Annotated in this window: 19 protein-coding genes; 9 read left to right on the forward strand and 10 right to left on the reverse strand. The window is 37.1% G+C overall.

Annotated elements, in window-relative coordinates; translation table 11 throughout:
- Window positions 1–76 precede the first annotated feature (76 nt).
- Complete coding sequence (locus HHL20_RS04420) at window positions 77–1,726, forward strand: ABC1 kinase family protein (RefSeq protein ID WP_169229964.1); 1,650 nt, start codon at window positions 77–79, stop codon at window positions 1,724–1,726.
- Between the two features lie 9 nt (window positions 1,727–1,735).
- Here HHL20_RS04420 and HHL20_RS04425 read toward each other — a convergent pair whose 3' ends face one another.
- Window positions 1,736–2,083 (reverse strand): winged helix-turn-helix transcriptional regulator, encoded by a 348-nt coding sequence (locus tag HHL20_RS04425; protein ID WP_169229965.1) that lies wholly within the window; start codon window positions 2,081–2,083, stop codon window positions 1,736–1,738.
- Between the two features lie 123 nt (window positions 2,084–2,206).
- Between HHL20_RS04425 and HHL20_RS04430 the strand changes: the two genes are divergently transcribed.
- On the forward strand, window positions 2,207–2,821 hold the full coding sequence (locus HHL20_RS04430) for an NADPH-dependent F420 reductase (RefSeq protein WP_169229966.1): 615 nt from the start codon (window positions 2,207–2,209) through the stop codon (window positions 2,819–2,821).
- A 69-nt stretch (window positions 2,822–2,890) separates the two neighbouring features.
- A complete protein-coding gene (locus tag HHL20_RS04435) occupies window positions 2,891–4,243 on the forward strand; it encodes a DEAD/DEAH box helicase (protein ID WP_169229967.1) in 1,353 nt (450 codons plus the stop codon).
- Between the two features lie 41 nt (window positions 4,244–4,284).
- Here the strand turns inward: HHL20_RS04435 and HHL20_RS04440 are convergent, their stop codons facing one another.
- The 6 genes from HHL20_RS04440 to HHL20_RS04465 form a co-directional block, all read right to left on the reverse strand.
- Window positions 4,285–4,761 (reverse strand): hypothetical protein, encoded by a 477-nt coding sequence (locus tag HHL20_RS04440; RefSeq protein WP_169229968.1) that lies wholly within the window; start codon window positions 4,759–4,761, stop codon window positions 4,285–4,287.
- A complete protein-coding gene (locus HHL20_RS04445) occupies window positions 4,762–5,415 on the reverse strand; it encodes a GDSL-type esterase/lipase family protein (RefSeq protein ID WP_169229969.1) in 654 nt (217 codons plus the stop codon).
- Window positions 5,416–5,477: 62 nt separating this feature from the next.
- Entirely contained in the window at window positions 5,478–5,939 is a 462-nt protein-coding gene (locus HHL20_RS04450; RefSeq protein ID WP_169229970.1) for a lipocalin-like domain-containing protein, read from the reverse strand.
- A 189-nt stretch (window positions 5,940–6,128) separates the two neighbouring features.
- Window positions 6,129–7,292, reverse strand: a complete 1,164-nt coding sequence (locus HHL20_RS04455) for an iron-containing alcohol dehydrogenase (protein ID WP_169229971.1) — start codon at window positions 7,290–7,292, stop codon at window positions 6,129–6,131.
- 682 nt (window positions 7,293–7,974) lie between these two features.
- Window positions 7,975–8,553 (reverse strand): hypothetical protein, encoded by a 579-nt coding sequence (locus HHL20_RS04460; RefSeq protein WP_169229972.1) that lies wholly within the window; start codon window positions 8,551–8,553, stop codon window positions 7,975–7,977.
- Window positions 8,554–8,783: 230 nt separating this feature from the next.
- Window positions 8,784–9,188 carry a hypothetical protein gene (locus tag HHL20_RS04465; RefSeq protein ID WP_169229973.1) on the reverse strand — a complete coding sequence of 135 codons (405 nt, stop codon included), beginning with the start codon at window positions 9,186–9,188 and terminating at the stop codon, window positions 8,784–8,786.
- 220 nt (window positions 9,189–9,408) lie between these two features.
- On the opposite strand from HHL20_RS04465, the gene HHL20_RS04470 reads away from it, so the two are divergent.
- A complete protein-coding gene (locus HHL20_RS04470; RefSeq protein ID WP_169229974.1) occupies window positions 9,409–11,943 on the forward strand; it encodes a phosphoenolpyruvate carboxylase in 2,535 nt (844 codons plus the stop codon).
- Window positions 11,944–11,948: 5 nt separating this feature from the next.
- On the forward strand, window positions 11,949–12,692 hold the full coding sequence (locus tag HHL20_RS04475) for a hypothetical protein (protein WP_169229975.1): 744 nt from the start codon (window positions 11,949–11,951) through the stop codon (window positions 12,690–12,692).
- A gap of 42 nt (window positions 12,693–12,734) precedes the next feature.
- On the opposite strand, the gene HHL20_RS04480 is transcribed toward HHL20_RS04475, so the two are convergent.
- Window positions 12,735–14,345: a S8/S53 family peptidase gene (locus HHL20_RS04480; RefSeq protein WP_169229976.1), complete on the reverse strand. Its 1,611-nt coding sequence runs from the start codon at window positions 14,343–14,345 to the stop codon at window positions 12,735–12,737.
- Between the two features lie 86 nt (window positions 14,346–14,431).
- On the opposite strand from HHL20_RS04480, the gene HHL20_RS04485 reads away from it, so the two are divergent.
- Genes HHL20_RS04485 through HHL20_RS04500 form a run of 4 tightly spaced genes read left to right on the forward strand, consistent with a single transcriptional unit; the run spans window position 14,432 to window position 17,556 of the window.
- Complete coding sequence (locus HHL20_RS04485; protein ID WP_169229977.1) at window positions 14,432–15,556, forward strand: DegT/DnrJ/EryC1/StrS family aminotransferase; 1,125 nt, start codon at window positions 14,432–14,434, stop codon at window positions 15,554–15,556.
- Complete coding sequence (locus tag HHL20_RS04490) at window positions 15,556–15,999, forward strand: hypothetical protein (protein ID WP_169229978.1); 444 nt, start codon at window positions 15,556–15,558, stop codon at window positions 15,997–15,999. The genes HHL20_RS04485 and HHL20_RS04490 overlap by 1 nt, the downstream gene beginning before the upstream one ends.
- A gap of 55 nt (window positions 16,000–16,054) precedes the next feature.
- Window positions 16,055–17,077, forward strand: coding sequence for a UDP-glucose 4-epimerase GalE (galE, locus tag HHL20_RS04495; RefSeq protein ID WP_169229979.1), 1,023 nt, complete (start codon window positions 16,055–16,057; stop codon window positions 17,075–17,077).
- Between the two features lie 26 nt (window positions 17,078–17,103).
- Window positions 17,104–17,556 carry an adenylyltransferase/cytidyltransferase family protein gene (locus HHL20_RS04500; protein WP_169229980.1) on the forward strand — a complete coding sequence of 151 codons (453 nt, stop codon included), beginning with the start codon at window positions 17,104–17,106 and terminating at the stop codon, window positions 17,554–17,556.
- A gap of 47 nt (window positions 17,557–17,603) precedes the next feature.
- On the opposite strand, the gene HHL20_RS04505 is transcribed toward HHL20_RS04500, so the two are convergent.
- A complete protein-coding gene (locus tag HHL20_RS04505) occupies window positions 17,604–20,171 on the reverse strand; it encodes a TonB-dependent receptor (RefSeq protein WP_169229981.1) in 2,568 nt (855 codons plus the stop codon).
- 167 nt (window positions 20,172–20,338) lie between these two features.
- Entirely contained in the window at window positions 20,339–21,364 is a 1,026-nt protein-coding gene (mltG, locus tag HHL20_RS04510) for an endolytic transglycosylase MltG (protein WP_169229982.1), read from the reverse strand.
- Window positions 21,365–21,380 lie beyond the last annotated feature (16 nt).

Raw genomic sequence — 21,380 nt, forward strand, 5'->3', positions numbered from 1 at the left:
TTGGACAAAGCTTTTTTAATGATTAGGAATACTTTTTGGATGCTTGTGGATTGTTTTTTTATTACTTTTATAAATTATGTTCGATAAGCAACAGCGAAAACTGAAAAGATCTGCAAAACTGATTTCCGTATTAAGCAAATACGGATTCAAAGATCTTCTGGCAAGAATGAATGTTGGAAATAAGCAGGCTGAGATTTCTTCAGACCCCGAAGAAATTATCTCAAAAGGAACTGTTTATGAAAGAATAAGGCTGGCTTTGGAAGAGCTGGGACCTACCTTTGTAAAGCTTGGCCAGACATTCAGCAACCGGGAAGACCTTCTTCCGCCGGAACTCATTCAGGAGCTCCAGAAACTTCAGGATAAAGTAGATAAGGTAGAAATGAACGTTCCCGAAATTCTCGAAAATGAATTTAATATCGCAGTTTCGGACTACTTTTCAGAAATTCAGGAAGAACCCTTGGCGACTGCTTCCATCGCACAGGTGTACAAAGCTGTGCTTACAGACGGAACACAGGTTATCCTTAAAATAAAAAAGCCGGATGTACAGAAAATCATTGAAGACGACCTTTTGTTGATCAAGGATCTCGAAAAACTCATTTCATCCTATTCTGAAATCGGAGAAAAACTTAATCTGAAACAGGCCATTTCCACTTTTGAAAAATCCCTGCTGGAAGAAGTTTCCTTGATTAATGAGAAAGAAAATATTCTTCAGTTCAGGAGAAATTTTAAAAACAGCAAAGAAACCTACGTTCCGCTGGTTTATGAAGAATTTTCCAACAACAATATCCTATGTATGGAGTTTGTAGATGGAATTAAAGTAACGGACAAAGCCACACTTCTGGCCAATTCTATAAGTCCGGTTAATGTCTCCGAAGCAGGATTACGGCTTTTTGTTTCGCAGATTCTCGACTATGGTTTTTTTCACGCAGACCCTCACGCAGGGAATATTCTGGTGAAAAAAGACGGGAAAGTAGTTTTCATAGACTTTGGCGCTGTAGGTAAGATCCCTCCGAACGATAAAGAAATCCTGGAAGATCTCATTGTAAGTTTTGTCGCAAAAAATCCTCATAAGATCGTGCGGTATCTCAAAAAAATGGCAGTAAGCTACCAGATCCCGGACGAAAGAAGATTCGAAGGCGATGTGGAAGACATTTTGGAGTTTGTGCACAGTACTTCTCTCAAAGAAATAGACCCTCACGCGGTCATGAACAAGATGAAAGATGTATTAAAGGATAACCGACTCTACATGCCGGATTATTTCTATCTTCTCTTCAAAGGAATAGGATTGATTGAGGGAGTAGGGCGCACCATTAATCCCGACCTCGATGTTGTTAAAAGCCTGCATCCTTACACGAAAAAAATATTCGCCAAAAAGATCAGTCCGCAGAATATTTTCAAAACCGGGATGGATAAAATGATGACCTTTACCGATAATGTAGATGAAATCCCAAGAGAATTACGTTCCGTGCTGCAGAAACTTGACGAAAATAAATTCACCGTCACCAGCGAAATTAAAAATATTGAGAAAACCAACCAGTTAATAAAATCAAGTGTTGTTAATCTCATTCTTACAATGATACTTGGTGCAAACATCATTGCTACAGCAATTGTCTTTGTTTCGGAATCCGGCCCTAAAATCGGGGAAATGTCTCTTGTAGCCGTTCTCGGATTTGTATTTTCGGTAATACTAACAATTATTATTTTGCTGAGAATTACCAGGAAATAACAGATTTTCTTAGTGTGATTTAATTCCGTAATCGTGCATAAGTTCCGTTCCGTAATTTCTGAGGATGGCAACGATCTCAGAAGCCTTTTTACCTCTTTCAGTGATAGAGTACTCTGTTCTAGGCGGAACCTCCGGAAAAATTTCTTTTGTGATAAAACCGTCCTCCGTCAATTCTTTCAAGCATTTGGAAAGCATCCGGTGCGAAATATGGGGAATACTGCCGGCTAGCTCAGAATAACGCCATGGCTTGTCTTTTACACGCCAGAGAATAGGCATTTTGTAGGTTCCTCCGATTTTGCTTAATGCAAATTCCACCGGATTATGAAAAAGATGATTATCCGAAATAAAATCAGGCATACTTACATTTTTGTGTGTTTCTCACAAAGATAGACAATATAGATTTTTATCCAAATAGGAAACTATATTTGTCCTGTCAATCGTAAATAATATCATCAGTATAATCTAAATCAACAATAAATTATGAATATTGCAATTATCGGTTCGGGAAATGTAGGCGGAGCATTGGCCCAGCAATGGATTAAAGCCGGACACAATGTTTTGATAGGAGCGCAGTTTCCTCTCAGTGAAAAGAATATTGCTTTGGCAACAAAAATTGGTGAAGACCGTTTCGCAGTGATAGAAAATGCAGTGAAGCAATGTGAAGTAATTCTCATTGCAACACCTCCGGAAGCCATTTTTGAAATTCTGCAAAAGTTAGGCGATGCTTCGGGAAAAATAATCATTGATGCGACCAATGCTATTATGAAAACTCCGGAACCATATAAAACCGTTTACCATGCATTAGCAGATAAAACAAATGCAGAAGTCGTAAAATGCTTTAATACTACGGGTTTTGAAAATATGCTGAATCCTTTATACAAAGGCGAAGGAATTGATATGTTTATGGCAGGTGACAGCGAAAATGCAAAAGAGGTTGCTAAAAAACTGGCGCTGGATTGCGGTTTTGGATCATGTATAGATTTTGGAAAATCCGATAAAGTAGAATTGCTGGAGAAGTTTGCGCTTTCCTGGATCAATCTGGCGATTATGCAGGAAATGGGGCGTGATCTCGCATTTAAAATCATTCGCAGATAGCCGGAAATCAATATTTAAAAGCCTGAAAGCGGCATTTATTTCCAAAAATTAATTGCCTATCTTTGCAAAATGGAAAAACTCACTTTTGCAGATTTTGACCTTCCGGTTAAAATTCTTGATGTTTTAGCAGATCTGGAATTATTCGAGCCTACACCCATTCAGGAAAAAAGCCTGAAACCGATACTCTCAGGGCGTGATGTGATGGGAATTGCACAGACCGGTACAGGAAAAACGCTGGCCTATCTTTTACCTGTCCTTAAAACCTGGAAATATAATAAAAACGGAAATCCTACGGTTCTTATTCTTGTGCCCACAAGGGAGCTTGTAGTACAGGTGACGGAAATTATTGAAAAGCTGACAGAAAATATCACAGCAAGAGTGATCGGAATCTATGGAGGTAAAAATATCAATACGCAGAAACTTTTGTTCGACAGTGGATGTGATATTTTAGTGGGAACTCCGGGAAGAGTGATGGATCTGGCGATTGATAATGCCATTTCCTTAAAAGAAGTTCAGAAGCTGATTATTGATGAGTTTGATGAAATGCTGAATCTTGGTTTCAGACCACAGCTGACGCATATTTTCGAAATGATGAAAGAGAAGAGACAGAACATTCTTTTTTCAGCTACCATGACTGATGCTGTAGATGAGATGCTGGACCAGTATTTTGCCAGTCCGGTAGAGATTTCCCTTGCAAAATCAGGTACTCCGCTTGAAAAAATTGAGCAGACTGCCTATAAAGTCGAAAATTTCAATACGAAGATCAACCTTCTCGAATATTTATTGAAGCGGGACGAAGATATGTCAAAAGTATTGATTTTCAACAATAATAAGAAAAACGCAGATCTTCTTTTTACCAAAATTAATGAGCTTTTCCCTGATCAGTTTGATGTGATCCACTCCAATAAGTCCCAGAACTACAGGCTGAAAGCCATGAAGAGTTTTGAAAATGAAGAGATAAGAGGTCTTATTACCACAGACGTCATGGCGAGAGGTCTTGATATTTCGGATATTACCCATGTTATCAATTTTGAAACTCCGGATATTCCGGAGCAGTACATCCACAGAATCGGTAGAACGGGTAGAGCAGACAAAGACGGTAAAGCAGTGACATTTGTTACCAAAAAGGAGGAACCGTTGATTCTGGACATCGAATTGCTGATGGATAAGGAGCTGAAATTTATCGACTTCCCTGAAGAGGTGAAAATTAATCCTAAGAAAATTGCTTCTGAAGAAGAAGTGGTATCCATGAAAAATCCTGCTCAGGTAAAACTGAATGAAGGGGGAGGAGCATTCCACGAAAAGAAAGACAAAAATAAGAAGGAAAACTGGGGAGGCCCATCCAAAAGAAAAGCGCCGAAAAAGTTCGGTGCCAACAGAGCCCAGCAAAAAGCAATTTCAAAATCCAAGAAAAAGAAATAACAAAAACTCCCGAATTTTCGGGAGTTTTTTGTTGTTATCAATTAAAAATCATTGTCTTCATCCTCATCAAGAAAATCGAGTTCGTCATCATTCTGAATGTAGTCGTGAGATATTCCCGGAGGATTAAATAATCCCCAATCATCAACAATAAAATGTTTAGGGTCAAATCCGGCTACCCATTCCACAAACAAAATGCGGAATTCTTCTATAAGATTTCTGATCAGTTTGTAATATTTTGAATCTGTAAACCCGAACATTTCAAGATTATTTCCGCTAACCATAATATCTCTTGCTGCTTTACGGATAATTGCGGCATTCTCCATCTTGATGTCATATAGTTTTACAGCTTCGGCACCAGATATTTTAGCCTGAATAACCATACTGTCTTCAAGCAGATTAATCTTTAGATGTTGCAGATAGTCATTATCTTCAGGAAACAGATCAGTAATGATCTTTAACGTTTCGTAGATTTCCCCGGCTTTTTGATAAAGCGGTAAATTTCTAACCGATTCTCTCATTTATTTCATATAAGGATTCATTACGGAAGTCCAGAGTTTGTAACCCTCCGGCGTCATATGAAGCATATCTTCTACAAAAAGATCCTTTCTTACATTGCCTTTAGCATCCTGCATTACTTTAGTGATATCAATAAACTCTGCATTCGGCTGTTTTTTCATGAAAGCGGCAATTTTTTTATTGGCTTCTTTCATCTGCGGCCAAAGCTTTTCGCGGCTCGGAGAATATTTAATGGAGATATAATCAACTTCAATTTTCGGGAATTTAGCTCTTATTTTCTGATAAAAAGTTTTGAAGCGTTCTACCACAACATCAGCTTTCAGTTTGTCATCATCCGCAAAATCGTTCTCTCCGCAATAAATAATAATCTGTTTTGGCTGGTAATTTAAAAGATCATTGGCAAAATAATTAAGATCCGTTAATCTTGAACCGCCGAAGCCTCTGTTAATAATGGTTTTATCAGGGAAATAATTGGCGACATCCGTCCATTTTGTAAATGATGAGCTTCCAATCAGGAGGATGGCATCTTTAGGTGGCGGTGTTTCCTGATCCTGTTTTTTGAAATTCTCTATGTCCTGCCAGAACATCGGTTTTTTTTCCTGTGAAAAGAAAAGGGCAAAAGTCAGCAATAGAAATGCTGATAACATCTTCTTCATTGTATAATCATTTTAAAAATTCCGTTTCATAAAAAAACTCCCGGAATCTCGGGAGTTTCATTTTATCTTTTTAAAGAAATGTAGGTGTAGTCAATCACCTGATCTCCATTCTGGTCAATATTCCCGAACATCTGTTTAAGCTTCATTTCCGAACTTGTAAGAACAACTACCTGATACGGCCGTGGGCTGTCATTGGTATATTTTATGGTTAGATTCTTAGTCTCTGTATCATAATCATACGTTCCTTCCGATTTGTAAGCGAGCTGACAGTCTGTTCCTGTTCCGGTATAAGCTGAAAAAGCGGTATAAAAATCCGTTCTGTATTCCATCGTATTTTTGGTTTCACATCCGGTTGGAACAGTGGTTCCGAGAACTGTTTTATCGTCTTTTCCTGAAATTACTTCTGTTTTACTGATTTTCCATTCACCTTTCATCATATCCATTTCATACGCTTGGATATCGTCATCTTCACAAGAACTAAGCACGAATGCTGAAAAGGCAAATAAAAGTAATTGTTTTTTCATTTTTACAAATTTAAGAATATGCTAAAATATAAATAAATTTGAAATATTTCTAATGAAATCAAGGTTTTTTAAACGAATGTTTGTAAACAAAATAATTTTGACAAAAGTTTGCAGATGGTTCTCGTAGGTTGATTATCAATTTCCTGATTTAGGAAACTTCCATCATTCATCTTCAGGCTTTCTGTTTCTTTAATAACTCATTTCTACAATCTTCCTGGCATCCTGAGGCGTAAGTTTTCTGTATTCTCCGAGACCGGTCCAGTTTCTTTCTGTGAATGCCTTTTCCACTCGTTCTGCCGTTCCCTGGAAATCTTCGGTATATTCCGAAAGTTTAGTCTGGATGTGCAGGCTGTGGAAAAATTCTTCCAGCTTTCTGATTCCAGCTTCTGCCTTTTCTTCAACAGTTCCGTTCTTTATTGCCCACACTCTTTCCGCATATTGGGCCAATTTTCCTTTTTTAGATTCAAAATTATAGCGGTAATGAGAAGGCGCAATAATGGCTAAGGTTCTCGCATGATCAATTCCGAAATATGCCGTCAGTTCATGGCCCATTGCATGAACGGCCCAATCGGTAATCACACCTTTCTGGATAAGTCCGTTTAAAGCCATTGTACAGCACCACATAAAATTTCCGGCTGCTTCGTAATCGAAATCATCGGCCAGAACTTTGGGCGCCGTTTCCTGTAGACTGATCAGTATGCTTTCTGCAATCCTTTCCTGCAAATCTGCTGACGAGGGAGCAGTCATATACTGTTCCAAAACGTGAGTATAGGCATCTGTTAAGCCATTTACAATTTGTCTTGAAGGTATCGATTTCACCACTTCCGGATCCAATACTGAAAATTGCGGGAAGAGGCCGGGACCCCCGGAAGACAATTTTTCATTGGTTTCTCTTCTTGAAATTACATAGCCGGAATTCATTTCAGATCCTGTTGCAGGTAATGTCAGAACCGTTCCGAAAGGCAATCCTTCTCCTTCAAAAGTTCTTACGGATTTGGTAAGAATTTCCCAAGGCTCGCCGTCGTAATTGGCTGCTGCAGATAGAAATTTTGTTCCGTCGATTACTGAACCTCCGCCAACGGCCAGAAGAAAATCGATATCTTTTTCTTTAATGAATTGTAACGCATTGATCAGAACTTCATATTCAGGATTGGCAGGAACACCGCCGAATTCATAAATAGCATGATCTTTTAACGCCTCCTTTACCTGATCGTAAACGCCATTATTTTTAATGCTTCCGCCACCATAAATCATTAAGATTCTTGCGTCAGAAGGAATTTCTTTGGAGATTTTTGCAATTTCCCCTTTTCCGAAAAGTATTTTGGTTGGATTTTTAAACTCGAAATTAAGCATAGTCCTTAAATTTATTTTAATTCAAATGTACGCAATGCTTAATGAAAACAGAGTTAATGAAATTTTAAAATTTTAATGATTTAATTTTATGAAAGCTATCGGAATTATTTTGGAATTTAAATACTAAAAAACTTTAACCTTGCCTGTTTCAAGATAATACTTCGTCAGTTCGAGTAGAAATTCTGAACGAATTTTGTATCGAGAACCTACTAATAGCAAAAGTTCTCGATACAATTTTCCTCCATTTCATTACGGAAAATAACTCGAACCGACACATCATAATAATTTTTTACATAAAACGGCATTCAGGCATTCCGATGAGACCATCAACTACTCCGATGAGATCGTTAAGCACTTCGAGTAGAGGATCAATAAGTTAGATGAATCAATCAAGTGTTTAGAATACAGAATCAATCATTTAGATGAATCAATCAAGTATTTAGAATGGGCAATCAACCACTCCGAAGAGCCGATCAACCACTCCGAAGAGCCGATCAACTGCTCCGACGAGGCAATCAAGTACAATTTGTTATTTTTCAATGCTTTATAGCTTCGTTGAAAAGGTGAATCAGTTAAAGAATACGCTGTATAGTAGAATACGGACCTATTTTAAACGTAAAAAGTAATTCTGTGTATAAAATAAGCTGTGGATAGTAATAGAAATAAGAATGATGTATTCATATTAATAAGTTCCATTGCTTTTTACCTCCAGTTTTCCATTTTTCCTGTTGATTTTTATTAAAAAAGATTCTTTTTGTTTTGAATTGACTGTTACCTTTGTAAGGTAAAGTGAAACATGCTTTTCGTCTATCTTGTAAGAGCTGCTTAGTGTATTGCCTGTATCCATAATATATCCGTAGGTATTGGCTATTAAAATGGCTTCCGGCAGATTATCTACAGAGCCAATAAAATTTCTCAGCTGCTGTTCATCCGAAAAATACTGCGTGCGGCCTTTATCACACGCCAACACATAAGAAAAGCAGTTTTCTCCCAAACATTTCTGAAAAAAACCTTTTACGGGAGCGGGATCATTCAGTGTCATGAAGTCCGGGGTCTGACTTTCATAGATGATTGCTTTATCAGGATCGGGATTGTTTTTAAGAACCGACCAGTAATCATATTTTTTGTCAGGAACAATAAAAGGGTAGAGGAGTTCCGGGTTGTCAAGGATTTCAGGGATTTTTTGGTAATCTGCAGGAACGGTTTTCTGGCTGAAAACCAAACCTGAACACAACAATACAACCGGAAATAATACTTTCATTCTGTTTTTTTTAATTTAGCAAAAAAGCTGTTTAAACTATTTTAAATTTAACCACAAAAGAGACAAAAGGCTATTTAAAGTTGTTACTGGAGAAACACAGTTTTCAAAAGAATAAAAATCAAAGATTTTAAAAACTGTTGTGTTCTTTATTCTTTATGTTTATGAACTTTAATTAAAAGTATCTAAATCTTTTGCGGTTAATAAAAAGTTTAAACAAGTAAAAAGGAAATTTACTGGAATATAATTTTGTAATACCCGTTTTCATCTTTCACATCAAATCCCACGCCGGTAAAAGTCAGTTTCTTGATCTGATAGCCTTCGCAGCCGCTGTTGAATTCAGCTGATTCGATTGAGAAATCAAAAAGTTTGACATTAGAATAAAACTTATAATTCTTTGTACCGTTGTACGCTCCTACATTTTCCAGCAATACCCTGTTCTCTGAAGTTTTGGTGAGCTGAATGCCCACATTATTTTCATCCTGTATAGAATAAGTAGTAAGCGTCCCGTTGGCAATAAGGTTTTCCCCGGCAGCATTCACAAATTCAAAAACAATAGGCTGTGGCGGATTATAGCAATCTTCACCGCAGGCGGTGAAAAGAAGAAGCGGGAGGAGGAATAGGATTAATTTTTTCATGATGATTCGGATTAATAAGGTATAAAAATAATTAATATTTAGTATTAAGAATGGACTTAAAGTATAAATAATTAAAATGCTTTTACGATAAGTCAAATATTTTACAAATTGTTTCTAATTGTGAAGACTATTATATTTAATCAAACAAAATATCCGTAATTAAATTATTTTTAAATAAAGCACCATTTGAATTCAATCCAAAATCTCCTACATTTGTTATATGATACACGACCAACGCGCAGAAAAATTCAGGCAGATCGTGGAAAATAAGTTCCAGATCTACAATTCATTGTTTATGAGCCTGCCTTATGATAAAATGACGAACATCGGGATGCTCCTTCCTTTTCTTTGTGAAGAAAGCAAAACCGGCTACGAAGCAGGAAAAACACCAGAAGAAATCGTTGAAGAATTCTTTAAAAGCCATACCGATTTACAAACCGAAGAGCAGAAACTTGAACTGCTTTTTAAAATCATACAGTATATTGAAAGACAGGTCGTTTTATTTGACAGTATTGAAGATGCTGCCTTTCCCAATCTTCATTCCGAAAGCGACAAAGGAACGGTGACCAACCTTTACGAGCATTCACTTCAGGATCACAAGCTTGAATTAGTCCGTGAAAAGCTGAAAGATTTTGCCATAAAAATTGTTTTTACCGCGCATCCCACCCAGTTTTATCCGAACTCGGTGCAGAGAATCCTTCACGACCTCAGAAATGCGATCACAACAGATTCCATCACCAATATCGATATGCTTCTGCAGCAATTGGGAAAAACACCTTTCGTTAACAAAGAAAAGCCTACTCCGATTGATGAGGCAATGAGCATCATTTTTTACCTGAGATATGTATATTATGATACGATTGGGGAGCTTTTTACGAAAATAAAAGAAATCTTCGGGAGTGAACATTTCCACCTTCATGAAGACCTGATCCAGCTTGGCTTCTGGCCGGGTGGAGACCGCGATGGAAACCCGTTTGTAACAGCCGATGTCACCAAAAGAGTGGCCGAAGAACTTCATTCAGCAATTCTGAAAGCATATTATAATAATTTAAAATCGGTACGAAGAAGATTAAGCTTCAGAGGCGTTTCGGAAGTGTTAACAAAACTAAGCAATGAATTGTATTCAGCTATATTTAGAAATGAAAAAATAACGGCGGAAGATATCATCGCAAGGATTGATGAAGCGGAAAAAATCGTTAAAGAACAGCATAATTCGTTATTTATCGACCTGCTGACCGATTTCAGGGACCGGGTGAGAATTTTCGGGACTCATTTTGCAACATTGGATGTTCGCCAGGACAGCAGGATTCATCAGAAAGTGATTGATGAAGTTTATGCCCAAATCATCGGAAATGAAGAAGCTGATTATGAAGAGAAATTCAATCGCCTGATTCAGGTTTCGGAAAAAGTAAATCCTGAAGATTTTGAAGATATTGTTAAAGATACTTTGCTTACGGTTGCCCAGGTTTCCGATATCCAGGAACTCAACGGATCGAGAGGAATGAACCGGTACATTATTTCAAACTCTGACGCCGTTAAAGACGTCATGAATGTGTATGCTTTTTTCAAAATCTGCAGTTACCGTGATGAAGAGATCAATATGGATATTGTTCCGCTGTTTGAAACGATGGAAGGGCTTGCCAATGCAGAAAACGTGATGGCCGAGCTGTATGCGAATCCTATATATCAAAAGCATCTGCAAAGAAGAGGAAATCAGCAGACGATCATGCTTGGTTTTTCTGATGGTACGAAAGACGGGGGCTATCTGAAAGCCAATTGGGAAATTTACAAAGCAAAAGAAGTGTTAACACAACTTTCCGAACAAAACGGAATTAAAGTGGTCTTCTTCGATGGAAGAGGCGGCCCACCTGCAAGAGGCGGTGGAAAAACCCACGATTTCTATGCCTCCCAAGGAAAAACCATTGCCAATAATAAAATTGAATTAACGATTCAGGGACAGACGATTACCAGCATTTTCGGGAATAAGGAGCAGGCAAAATATAATTTTGAGCAGCTGTTAACCGCCGGCGTGGAAAATGATGTGTTCAAAAATTCCAAAAAAGACCTTACGGAAAAAGAAAGATCGCTGATTGCCGAACTGGCCGACATCAGCTATAAAAAATATTCTGATCTGAAAGCGCACCCGATGTTTGTTCCTTATCTTCAGGAAATGAGTACGCTGGAATACTACGGGAAAACCAATATCGGAAGCCGCCCGTCGAAAAGAGGTGCAGGAAATGAACTTAAATTTGAAGATTTAAGAGCCATTCCTTTCGTTGGATCATGGTCGCAACTCAAGCAGAACGTTCCCGGATTTTTCGGGTTCGGATTTGCCATGCAGCAGATGAAAGAGCAGGGAAGGTTTGATGAAGTAATTGCGTTGTATAAAGGTTCCGATTTCTTTAAAACATTGGTTTTAAACTCGATGATGAGTATGAATAAGACGTATTTTCCATTAACCTATTATATTAAAAATAATCCGAAGTTCGGTGCTTTCTGGAATGTTCTTTTTGATGAATATAACCTTTCTAAAAATATCATGCTTGAGCTTACCGGCTTCACCATGCTCCAACAGGAAGATCCGCTTTCCAGAAAATCCGTAAAGATCCGCGAAAGAATTGTTCTTCCGCTGTTGAGCATTCAGCAATATGCGCTGATCAAAATTCAGAAAGGGGAAGGGAATAAAGAGGCATACGAAAAGCTGGTGACCCGTTCTCTGTTTGGAAATATCAATGCCAGCAGAAATTCAGCGTAAAAATTATGAAGAATATATTCTTTTCAGTATCGATTCTTACTGCCTTATTTTTGTTGGAAAGTTGTAATAAATCTAAAGAAAGCCAGTTGCCGCCAGCTGCTAAAAATGAAGCATTATCGGTAGAAAAAGTTTTGGAAGATTATGTAAAAACTGCTGATAAGAAAAAACCTGCTGATTTTATACCAAAAGGATTTGTGCTTTTTAATGAGGTGGAAGGAGATCTGAATAACGACGGGCGCAAAGATCATGTGCTGATTATCAAAGGGACAAAGAAAGATAAAATAGTCACCGATGAGTATCGTGGAAAACTGGATCGCAACCGTAGGGGAATTATTATCTTGTTTAAAACAGAAGATAACAGCTATAAAAAGATTTTAGAAAACAACAACTGCTTTTCATCCGAAAATGAAGATGGCGGCGTGTATTATGCTCCGGAAATGGAGGTCTCCATAGACAAAAATAATCTCTATGTTAATTATATGCACGGCAGATATGGATATTGGACCTATACTTTTAAATTCAGAAAAAATGATTTCCAGTTGATTGGTTATGATGCTAGCTCTGGAGGGGCGATTGTGCAAAACGAAACGAGCATTAACTTCTTAACGGGTAAAAAACAGTTCAAAGATAATATCAATAAAGACGAGGAAGACCGTGAAGAGGTTTTCAAAGAAACATGGTCTAAAGTTGATATTCAAAAGCCTGTTCTTTTATCTGAAATTAAAGATTTTGATGAACTCAGCTTCTGACATAAATTCAATAAAAAACCTCTCGAACTGAGAGGTTTTGCTTTATTCTTTTATAAATTTTTCATAATAGATTGCATCTTTTGTTTTGATTTTCAGATAGTAAACTCCTTTGCTGAAATCTTCAACTTTTATGGATTTTTGATTATTAACCGTGGTGATCAATCTTCCTAAATTATCATACACTTCCAGTGATGTAATTTCTTTTTCTGAAGCAATATTGAGGATATTTTTTACCGGATTCGGGAAAATGACAATATTGTTTTTCTTCACCAATTCAGAAGTGTTTAAAACATTGTTGTACAGGCTTCCGAAGTTAAGAATTCCAAAGCCCATCTGATCAGTATGATTAGGATAAAGTGATGCGGTCTGTCTAAGTTTGTCTCTCATCAAATCCCTGTTCATTGTAGAAAATGCCTGGATGAGACATGCTACGCCTCCTGCGGCAATGGGCGTGGCGATAGAGGTTCCGCTTACCGGAAGTGTAGAATTGTTATTGCTCACCGTAATCGCTGCTGTCCCTCTTGCACTGGCATCAGGTTTAATGACTCCCACAGAATTCGGTCCGTAAGAGGAAAAATCCGAAGACGCTCCTGCTGCATCCACAGAACCGATGGTAAAGACCTTCGCATTATCTGCCGGCGTTAAAATATAATGCCATGGCTGAACTCCTGAATTTCCTGCTGCAAATAATACAAAAATTCCTTTGTTGACGGCAATTTCCGCTCCGCGTGCTATAAAAGAAGTGGTTCCGTTCAGATTAGCATATGAATAATTGTATTTAGGATCATCAAATGTAGAATATCCCAAAGACGTTGTGATCATATCAACGCCTTTCCGGTCTGCCTCTTCGGCAGCTTCGATCCAATAAATTTCTTCTTCGGGAATTTCAACGTTGGCATTTTCACTTCGGTAAAGATAAAAATCGGCATCGGGAGCAGATCCTACGAAAGTATCCTGCACAAAGCCGCCGATGGCACCGAGGACTACCGTTCCGTGTATATTGAGGGAAGGATTATAAATATCTGTGGTTTTTGTTACAAAATCGTATCCGCCTTTGATATGTCCGTTGTTCCACAGCCGTGAGAACGCCGAGCCTGTATTTACATTGGGAAAGCCGGTATCAATCACAGCAATGGTGACTCCTGTTCCTGTGTAGCCTGCAAGATGGAGCGGACGGAGGTTAATCTGATCAATCTGCTGTGCGCCGGAGCCGTAATCGAAAACTGTAAGATTTTTTCCTGCACTGATATTTGGATCTTCCCATTTATTGATATTTTGCATCTTATGCACACCTGATGTATTTCGGGCAAAGCTTTCTACAGAATTTACATAAGTCTGGGCTTGTAAAAGTGAAACCTGGGCCGGAGTAGCATTGACAGCAACACCATTCAGCCATTTTGAATAATCCGTAACGGTGAAGCCTAAATTCTGGATATTGGTTATGTAGGATGGCTCAATAGGTGCATCTTGATCATTCAACGGAACGCCAAGGGCAGTCCGTCTGTCGAGAGACTTTTGGGAAAGCTCAGACAAGGGATTGGCATAAAATGCAGACTTGTTCGGCTTATCTTTAAAGAACACGAAAACAAGCGAGGTTTGTGCAAAACTTATTGAATAACCCGTTAAAAGACAAAAGAGTAGAATTTTTTTCATGTAGATATTTTATATAAAGATAAAACAAAATCAATAAAATTTTTGATAGGATTTTAAATTCCTTATTTTTACAAAAATATTTATTTATGAAAAAGATTCAAATGGTTGACTTACAAAGTCAGTATTACAAGATAAAAAATGAAGTAGATAATGCAGTTTCAAATGTAATGGATTCAGCGGCTTTCATCAACGGCCCTGAGGTAAAGTCTTTCCAGAATGAATTAGAGTCTTATTTAGACGTAAACCACGTAATACCTTGTGCCAATGGTACGGATGCCCTTCAGATTGCTTTAATGGCTCTTGATCTTAAAGAAGGGGATGAAATCATTACTGCAGATTTTACTTTTGCAGCAACGGTTGAGGTCATTCATTTGCTTAAACTTAAGTCGGTACTGGTAGATGTTGATTATGATACGTTTACGATTTCTACAGAAGCGATTAAAAAAGCGATCACCCCAAAAACAAAGGCCATTATTCCGGTTCATCTTTTCGGGCAGTGTGCCAATATGGAAGAAATTTTAAAAATTGCTGAACAGCATAATTTATACGTTATCGAAGATAATGCCCAGGCGATCGGTGCAGAATTTACATTTTCCGACGGAAGTGTAAAAAAAGCGGGAACAATGTCTACCGTAGGAACCACTTCTTTTTTTCCTTCTAAAAATCTCGGATGCTATGGCGACGGAGGTGCCATTTTTACCAATAATGATGAATTAGCACATCGTTTAAGAGGAATCGTGAATCATGGCATGTACGAAAGATATTATCATGATGAAGTTGGAGTAAACTCAAGATTGGACAGTATTCAGGCTGCTATTTTGAGAAAAAAGCTTCCGCACCTTGACAATTATAATGAAGCAAGAAACAAAGCTGCCGATTATTACGATGAGGCTTTTGCAGGGCATGAGCACATTTTAACGCCGAAAAGAGCGGAGAATTCTACTCACGTTTTCCACCAGTACACGTTGAGAATCCTTAATGGTAAACGCAATGACCTTCAGAAATTTTTAACGGAAAAGGAAATTCCGGCCATGATTTATTATCCTGTTGCCCTAAGAAAACAAAAGGCTTATTTTCAGGAAAGCAATGATGCCGATTTTGTAAACACTGATAAGCTGCTTGATGAGGTTATTTCTCTTCCGATGCATACGGAACTGGATGAAGAGCAGCTGAAATATATTGCAGATGCGGTGCTTGAGTTTATGAAATAATGAAAAGGAATATTTTCAATAGTAAGAAATTATATATTGCTAATGTTGTTATTTGTTTAATTCTTTTTACAATTTCTTCATTAAGCTTGTATGCTCTGTTTTTTTTTGAAAAGTATAATTTAAGATATAAAAATCAAAGTGTTGAAATATTACTATATATCGGTTATATAACTGTTTATATGACCGCTTTAATTTTACTTTTTGTAAAGCCAATAAAGGCTGTAATGTATCTTAGTCTAGCATATTTTTTAGCTATGATGCTAAATTTTTATGATTTTAATATTCATTACCTAAAGCATGAAAAAAATGAATCAAGATATTTGCTTATCGCTATAATAATATTATTTACTATAATTTTTTCTTCACTCATTTATTTAAATAATAAGAGAAAGTTTACTTTAGATACATCTGAAGTAGATAAAATAGGAACACGTAATGATTAAAAAAACACACTTTGTCAAAGACTTTCAACTTTGACAAAGTCCAAAAAAATACAATATGGCAATACTCGTAACAGGAGGTTTAGGATATATCGGTTCACACACGGTGGTGGAACTTTTGAATAACAATTTTGAAGTTGTTATTGTAGATGATTTATCCAATTCGGAGAAATTTATATTAAAAAATATTGAAAATATTACGGGCAGGAAACCGGTCTTTTATCCTTTTGATTTAAAAAGAAGAGAGCTTTTAACCCAGGTTTTTGATGCACATTCTATTGACGGCTGTATTAATTTTGCCGCCTCAAAAGCGGTGGGAGAGAGCCAGATAAAACCGGTTGATTATTATGAAAACAATCTGTTCTCTCTGATCAATATCTTGCAGGAATTTAAAGAAAGAGGACTTTCCAATTTCATTTTCAGTTCTTCCTGTACAGTTTACGGCCAGGCGGATACGATGCCGATTGATGAAAATACACCGCTAAAAATGCCTGAAAGTGTTTATGGTAAAACAAAGCAGATGGGCGAGGAAATCTTAGCTGATTTTGCGAAAGCGTACCAGAGAAAAATTTGTCTTTTAAGATATTTTAATCCGATCGGGGCGCACCCTTCTTTCAAAATTGGTGAGTTACCAATGGGGATTCCTAATAATTTAGTACCCTACGTAATGCAGACAGCTGCAGGAATCCGTGAAAAGTTGAATGTTTGGGGCAATGACTATCCCACGCCCGACGGAACGGCGATTCGGGATTATATTTATGTAGTTGATCTGGCTAAGGCTCATGTGGCGGCATTGCAAAAATTAATGCAAGACACGGCAGATGGCGCTGTTATTGATATTTACAACCTCGGAACTGGTAAAGGATCGTCTGTTTTGGAAGTTATTAAAGCCTTCGAAGTGGCAAATAATGTTGAGGTTCCTTATCAGATCTGTGAGCGCAGGGAAGGAGATATTACGATTGCATATGCGAATGTAGATAAAGCGGAACGAGAACTCGGATGGAAATCTGAAACTTCTTTGGAAGAATCATTAAAAACGGTATGGGAATGGCAGAAGTATCTTAATGCAAGGAATATTTAAAATTTAATTAAAAAAAGAAATTTATTATGAAAACACAAAGAATTGGCATTACGTTTTCGTCTTTCGACTTACTCCATGCCGGACATATTAAAATGCTTGAAGAGGCGAAAACTGTTTGTGACTACCTTATCGTGGGTCTGCAAATTGATCCTTCTCATGACCGTCCGAACAAAAATAAGCCTACACAAACTATTGTAGAGCGGTATATTCAGCTAAGAGCAGTAAATGCTGTGGATGAAATCATACCTTATTATACAGAACAGGATCTTGAAGATATTCTAAAATCATTTGTAATTGATGTAAGGATTATCGGTGATGACTATATGGATAAGGATTTTACCGGTAAAAAATATTGTGAGGAAAAAGGTATTGAGATCTTTTACAACAAAAGAGACCATCGGTTTTCTTCCAGTGATTTGAGAAAAAGAATCTATGAAGCTGAAATGGAAAAAAATTCCAGAGCAGAAGCCGCAAAATAAAAAAATCCCGAAAAATATTTTTCGGGATTTTTTTATGTGTTTAGAGCTTACATTGGTCCGCCCTGCTGATCATCTCCGGTAGCGTTGGAGTTGATGTCTTTTTTGCGTTTTGGCTGCTCCACTTTTTCCCCCTGTTTAAATCTGTAGGTAAAGGAAAGAGCGAACTGTCGTGGTTGCCACTGCATGTAGGAATCTCTTATACTATTCACCGTATAAGTGGTAGATCTCATCGCTCTCGTATTAAAGATATCCTGAATATTGAAAGAGATGGTAGCATTACCATTCCATATTGTTTTCGATGCTCCGAAATTAATCGCATACATGTCTTTTCTATCCTGATATGCTGTTTTTTGACCTCCTCTGTAGAAGCCCTGAACCTGTAAGCTGAATGTTTTGTCAACTTTTACTGTAGAAGTAAGCCGGGCTCTTGTTGAAAATCCCTTTCCTTCAAAATTAGCAATGGCTTGGGTAGGGTTTCCATCAAAATCAAAAGTATCATAAGTAGTACTTCCTTTAGTATTATATCCGAATAAATCAACATTTCCGAGGAATTTCAGCCAACTTGTTGCATCCCAATTAAAGTTTAGATCCAATCCGAATCGATCATCAGTACCAAGATTAATTGGTTTTGTATGAGACTCAATAACTTTAGGAATAAGGATATTTCCATTCTCATCTTCAGCTAATTTGTTATATACTAACATTTTAGTGTCGTCGGTCTGGTGTCTGTAATATAATGTAGGATTGATTGTAAATTTTTTCTTGGAAATACTATACCCGAATTCATAAGAATCAACATATGAAGGATTTAGATCAATATTACCGTCAAAAATATTCTGGTTATCGTTATAATTAGGGTTTGGAATCATGAAGAATGATCTTGGACGGTCAATTCTCCTTGTATAATTCAATAATAACTGATTATCTTTTGCAAATTCGTAGCTTAAATATACACTTGGAAAGAGATTGTTATAATTCTTTCTGGTATTTAAAGCAGGGCTTGTAGGAACTAAGTTTTTATAAAAAATATCAATATTTGAAATTTCATCTCTTAGACCTAATTGATATCCCAAGTTTCCGATTTTACTTTTAAACTGTACATAGAAAGCATTAAACATTTCCTTATATGTAGCATCATAAGTATATGGTTTTAAGAAAGATAAAACAGGAGTGACTTTAGTACTTTGCTGTACGTCATTACTGTAATCGTTATTGTTGACATCTAAACGGTAACCAGCTTCAAGCTTAGAATTTTCACCAAGTGGAAGTTCATAATCAGCTTTGGCAATTATGGTTCTATTGATGGTGTTTTGATTGACAATATTTTTTAACTCAAATAAACCGTCACGCGTCTGATCAATATCAGTATCATTATAAGAACGATTTCTCTGCAGGCTTAATGATAGTGATAAATTTTGTCCTTTATCGTCAAATTTATGATCTAATCCAAAATCTCCTTGAAATGCAAGGTTGTTATTTGTACCTAAATTGATTCTACGGGAAGTACTGTTTGGAATTCTTAAGAAATCGTAGAAATAATCAATATTTCCTACACTTTCATTATCGAATGTTCTTACCGTACCGGATGCATTCACAGAAGTTTTATCGGTAATATCATAAACGATTCCGGCAGAAGCATTATAATTGATGTTCTTGCTATTGTTTTCGGAGTTTGTGTTTCTTTGTATCTGATCGTCATCACGCACTGCATTGCTGAAGTAATCATCATTTCTGCTGGTATTTTTAGATTCTCTGTATCCTCCGCCCCCATTCAGGAACCAGGTAAAGTTTCCTTTTCTCCAGCTTAAATTGGTATTCAGGTTAGTTTGTGGAAGGTATCCTAATGTTCCAGTTATACTTCCGTTGAATCCTGTTTTCTTATTTTTCTTTAAAATAATATTTAAAATCCCTGCTGTTCCGCTTGCTTCAAATTTAGAAGAGGGGTTGGTAATGACTTCAATTCTCTCAATTTGATCAGCCGGAATACTCTGTAAAGCATTGGCGCCATCGTCAATTCCTAATAATGCAGATGGTTTACCGTTAATCAAAAACCTTACATTAGAACTACCTCTCATTGAAACTGTTCCGTCGGTATCTACAGAAACTGAAGGGACATTGGACAGAACATCCTGGAGATTTCCTCCTTTGCTTACAATATCCTGAGAAGGATCATAGGTCCTCTTATCCAGCTCAACTTTATACGGTTTCGTAGAGGGTGCTGTAATAACAACTCCCTGAATTTCTCCTGTTTTAATGTTGGTTGCACTGGTTTCCGGGTCGATAGAAAGCGCTCCGATATTTCCTGCCGCTGCAATCTGTTTTGTAACGACACTCTTTTTGTAATCGATTGCCTCAACAGTAATGTCATACTGTCCGGGAGTAAGGTCAAGCTTATATTGTCCTTTTTCATCGGTAAGAGCTGCATCGCTGAACTGTTTGTTTGCTTTATTACTGAATGTAACAGAAGCATAAGGAACGGGCTGGTTGTTCTTGCTGACGACTGATCCCGAAATACCTACCTTCTCCTGTGCAAAAGCCAAAGCTGCTGCCGAAAGTACAAAAGTAAGTCCTAAGGTTTTTTTTGTAAAAATGTTAATGATTTCCGTCTGATTCATAAGGTATTTTTTGTGTAAAATCGTGAAAGATTTCTCTTAATATTATGAAATTATCAATTGATTCTAACTTCAAATATTAAGCCTAATTTATTATTTGTAAATATATATGTCGCTTTAAAACGCGAAATGTTAATTATTAAATTGTTAAAAAAAGTTAATTATGATTATTATTTTATGTTGTTAGAGTTTAGCCAGTCCTGATACGCTTTTGCGTTAATCGCATGCTGCTCGGCACTTGCAGTGAACTTGTGGTATCCTAATCTTGCAGGATCGGCACACATAAAAATATAATCGTTTTTTTCAGCATTTAAAACTGCGTCAACAGAATTTTTATCTACTACACAGATAGGCCCGGGAGGAATACCTTTATTGGCGTAAGTATTATAGGGAGATGGCGTAGATAAGTGTTTATAGAAAACCCTTTTAATGGGTCGTTGGAAATTAGTCTGTTTATTAATGGCATAAATTACCGTCGGGTCCGACTGTAATTTCATACCTTTTCTGTAGCGGTTAAGATAAAGCCCTGCAATCGTTTTCATTTCATCCTTTTTACCGCCGGATTCTTTATAAACAATAGAAGCTAATGCATAAATCTGTTCTCTTGTAAGCCCGGACTCCTGCTCTTTTGCTTTTCTTTCAGAATTCCAGAACTCGTTATACTGATCGTTAAACTTTTTGAAAAACTCTTCCGGTGTTACCGTCCAGAAAAAGTTATACGTATCGATAAAGAAATATTTTTTAAGATCTTCTGCACTGTTATACCCTTTTTCAGCCGCAATGGTGTTCAGTCCTTTTACAAATTGTAAAGAATCAAGTTCCGTTTTTTTGGTTACTTTACCAAGCATCTGATAAACGTCTCCGAAATCACCGATTCTAAAGCTGTTCTCACTTTGGTTTCCCGCTTTAATCATATTCACGAGATGAGCATTTCCCAATCCTTTCTGAAAATGGTAGCGCCCGGGTTTGAAATATTTTTCCAGATCTTTTTCTTTGGCTACTGCTGCAAAGGCTTCTTTGCTATCCACATATTTTGCGGCAGAATCTAAGATCTGTTTAAAGCCGGCATTATGGGGAATTAAAACATATCCGTCCTTTTTAATATTATTCCCGTAATATTTAGTATAAAATCTAAAACCAAAAAATCCACCTATTACAAAAACAAGCAGGATAATGATGAGTATAGCTTTTTTCATGTATCGTTTGATTATA

Source organism: Chryseobacterium cheonjiense (genome assembly GCF_012927265.1).
Taxonomy (GTDB): Bacteria; Bacteroidota; Bacteroidia; order Flavobacteriales; family Weeksellaceae; genus Chryseobacterium; species Chryseobacterium cheonjiense.